Source organism: Methanosphaera sp., assembly GCF_016282985.1.
Lineage (GTDB): Archaea > Methanobacteriota > Methanobacteria > Methanobacteriales > Methanobacteriaceae > Methanosphaera.
On record NZ_JAEELZ010000109.1, the window covers coordinates 1 to 3,480 of the forward strand.

A 3,480-nucleotide genomic window follows, 5' to 3' on the forward strand; every position below is an offset into this window, starting at 1 on the left:
AGTTAGTGGAAATAAACAAGATCTTGAAGAACGAATCATACATTACTTAGATACTGGTGAAAAAATAGGAAAATGCATTAAACAAAAAAGGAAAAAAAATCATAATGATATTTATTTAGATTCAAAAATCGGTGAAAATTTTATTTGTTCTCAGGAAGTTAGAAGTTTCTTTGAAGAAAATATTGGTTCACATTTTAAATTTAAAGTGAAATTTCAGAAATGGCTTAAAAACAATCCTGAAAAAACATTTGCACAGGCTATTATAGCATACAATGAAATAGAAAATAACTCAAAAAAGACCAAAACAAAAATAGATAAACAATTTAAATATAATAATTATATTCGGGATTTTTTCAATGACAATAATGATAAAACATTTAAAGATGCTGTAAAATGTTGGAATTATAAAAAAAATCTTAAAGGATCATGTAAATATGAAAAAAAGGATTTATTAGTTTTAAATAATAATTAAAAAAATTATAATAATATTCATATTTTGAATATTATTTTTACATTATTCCTATAGCTTCTAACATGGCTTGAATACCTAAAATAATTATTGCTAGTCCACCAATAATTTCAATTTCATCTGCGTATTTAATAGCATATTTAGTTGCATATTTTCCAGTTAATAACCATAAGATTACACAGATTATACTTAAACCCAATAATATTATAGAATTTACGTGGCTTGTTGCTCCCTGTGATGCCAGTATTAGATTTTCTATGTTTCCAAATATTAATAATACCCAAAATCCTTTACAGTCCTTGATAATATTCATTAAATCACCTAATTTTCTTCTTCTTTAACAGCTTTTTTTGATTTCATTACTTCTACAACTGATTGAATACCTAATAGAAATATTGCAAGTCCACCTATAAAGTTAATGTAATTTGAATATTTTATTGCTTCTTCAGTTAATATTGTTCCTAATATAAACCAGGCAATTACTATAATTATACTGACTATAGATAAGGATAATACATTTCTTTTTTTTACTTCTCCCTGTGATGCCAGGATAAGATTTTCTATGTTACCAAATATTAACAATCCTATAAATGGGAAATATTCTTCTAACAATTTTTTTCACTCCAAAAAATTATTTATTTCATATAATTCTTATTATATTGAATTATTATTATATATTTTTATTATTACTAAATTTATTAATCTAAATGTTTCAGGTAACTAATTTAAATAATGAAAAAATTTTAATAAATTATCATAATTAAAGAAATAAGTATAATAATTATTAATAATATACTAAGTTTAATAATAATAATTCATGAGGTGAATATTATGAAAAAATGTCAAAATTGTGGATATGATAATCAGGATGAATCAAATTTTTGTTTATCCTGTGGAACAAAGTTACAGAATGTAGCTTCTAATGAATCAATAGATTTCAATCCTAATAATAGTAGTTCATCAGTTCAACAAAATAACTATAATCAAAATATTGAATCTCAAAATTACCAACAAACTTCACAACCACCAGTAAATAATCAACAAAATACTTATCAAGGACAAAATAATAATGTTCCGTCTAAAAAAAATGCTGGAATTGCAGTAGTATTGGATGTCATTGGCGGATTAATATTTTATTTCTTATCAGGAATTGGTCAATTATACTTAGGATTATTCAAAAGAGGAATAGTATTATGTGTAACAGGTGTAATTGTTACTATAATAAATGCAATAATTATATCTAGTTTCGATGATATAGGAGGAGCTTTAATCACCTTGATATTAGGAGTTGGATTAGTTATTTATAGCGCATATGATGCTTATGTATGTACTAATGCAATTAATGAAGGAAGACCTATACCTTTATTATTTGGCGCAATAGATGTACAATAAATTTTAATTTTATAAATATAAACTTCTTAATCTATTAAATGGATTACTGAAGTTTTAATTTTTTTTTCATATTTTCATATCAGATAAAATCTTTTTTTTTATACAATTAACTAAGAAAATATTTATATAACATAATAAATATAACAATGTTATATATTCAAATAAAATTTTTAATTAAAGAAATAAAGTAGGAAAATCAAATTTATTTAAGATGTATAATTTAAATTCATTATTTAATAATATTACAGATTTTTATATACTTATTTTTGGTATATTTAAAAAATTACTAATTAAATATTAATAAGAGAATTAATAATATAATAATAGGTTGATAAGATGAGTGAAACAAAAAAAATTTTAACAATTCAAGATATTTCATGCTATGGACAGTGTTCAATAACAGTAGCATTACCAATTATTTCAGCTTTCGGTATTGAAACTGCAGTACTTCCTTCAGCAGTTTTATCTACACATACTGCAGGTTTTTCAGGATACACATTTAGAGATTTAACAGAAGATCTACCAGACATTCAAAAACATTGGGAAAAAGAAGGAATTTATTTTGATGCTATATATACGGGATACATAGGTTCAATTAAACAATTGGATTACATTAAGGATATTATAGATTCAAGACTTAAACCGGATGGCGTTGTTTTTGTTGATCCTGCTATGGCAGACTATGGTGAATTTTATTATGGATTTGACCAGGAATTTGCTGATAAAATGGGTGAACTTTGTAAATTAGGAGATTACATTTTACCTAACACAACAGAAGCTTGTTATTTATTACATAAAGAATGGAAACCAGATTTCTCAAAAGAAGAAATGGAAGAAATAGCAAAAGATCTTTCCGAATTTACAAAAAAACATGTTATCTTAAAAGGAGATAATCATAAAGAAGGTCAATTAGGAATGTTAGTTTCAGATAAAGAAGATTCAGATATTCAGTTTGTCTACAATGATAAAATAGATCACTTATCACATGGTACTGGTGATGTTTTTGCTTCAGCATTTGTAGGATCATCCATGTTAGGTAAATCTCCAACAAGTAGTGCAAAAATTGCAGGAGAATTTACTAAAAAGGCAATTGAAAAAACTATTGATGACCCAAATCATAACTATGGAGTTAAATTTGAAAAGGTAATTCCAGAGATTTATGAACTTTTAAATACATATTAGTACCTTTTCTTACTATTTTTTTTATATATTTTTTTTATCAATCTGAAACATAAATGTTTTTGGTAATATAATTATGCTAGTTTTAATATATTATTATATATAATTAAATAAATACATTGAGGCATGACATTTATGTGTACAGCAATCAGTTTAATTGCAGCAGAACATTATTTTGGAAGAAATTTGGACTTGGAATACTCATATAACGAAAGTGTAGTGATTACTCCTCAAAACTACGAATTTCAATTCAGACAAGTAGATAATATAGAAACACACTATTCAATAATAGGAATGGCATATGTTGTAGATAATTACCCATTATACTATGATGCAACTAATGAAAAAGGATTAAGTATGGCTGGTTTAAACTATCCAAAAGCTGAATATAAAGAGTTTGATGATAATAAAGACAATATTACACCATTCGAATTTATACC

6 protein-coding genes are annotated in these 3,480 nt (G+C 24.6%); 4 read left to right on the plus strand and 2 right to left on the minus strand.

Annotated elements, in window-relative coordinates; genetic code table 11:
• Positions 1-472 (plus strand): DUF6434 domain-containing protein (locus QZZ11_RS06540; RefSeq protein ID WP_292474624.1); only part of this gene is annotated, 472 nt, incomplete at its 5' end.
• A 37-nt stretch (positions 473-509) separates the two neighbouring features.
• On the opposite strand, the gene QZZ11_RS06545 is transcribed toward QZZ11_RS06540, so the two are convergent.
• Complete coding sequence (locus tag QZZ11_RS06545; protein ID WP_292474626.1) at positions 510-782, minus strand: hypothetical protein; 273 nt, start codon at positions 780-782, stop codon at positions 510-512.
• 8 nt (positions 783-790) lie between these two features.
• Entirely contained in the window at positions 791-1,081 is a 291-nt protein-coding gene (locus QZZ11_RS06550) for a hypothetical protein (protein ID WP_292474627.1), read from the minus strand.
• Positions 1,082-1,300: 219 nt separating this feature from the next.
• Here QZZ11_RS06550 and QZZ11_RS06555 point away from each other — a divergent pair, with 219 nt between their 5' ends.
• The 3 genes from QZZ11_RS06555 to QZZ11_RS06565 form a co-directional block, all read left to right on the plus strand.
• A complete protein-coding gene (locus QZZ11_RS06555) occupies positions 1,301-1,861 on the plus strand; it encodes a zinc ribbon domain-containing protein (protein WP_292474628.1) in 561 nt (186 codons plus the stop codon).
• 336 nt (positions 1,862-2,197) lie between these two features.
• Complete coding sequence (locus QZZ11_RS06560) at positions 2,198-3,043, plus strand: pyridoxamine kinase (protein WP_292474630.1); 846 nt, start codon at positions 2,198-2,200, stop codon at positions 3,041-3,043.
• 123 nt (positions 3,044-3,166) lie between these two features.
• Positions 3,167-3,480 (plus strand): linear amide C-N hydrolase (locus tag QZZ11_RS06565; protein WP_292474631.1); only part of this gene is annotated, 314 nt, incomplete at its 3' end.

Bases quoted from the DNA above. Each gene is read 5' to 3' on its own strand.
- QZZ11_RS06545 (WP_292474626.1), bottom strand. From the start codon at position 782: ATGAATATTATCAAGGACTGTAAAGGATTTTGGGTATTATTAATATTT.
- QZZ11_RS06555 (WP_292474628.1), top strand. From the start codon at position 1,301: ATGAAAAAATGTCAAAATTGTGGATATGATAATCAGGATGAATCAAAT.
- QZZ11_RS06560 (WP_292474630.1), top strand. From the start codon at position 2,198: ATGAGTGAAACAAAAAAAATTTTAACAATTCAAGATATTTCATGCTAT.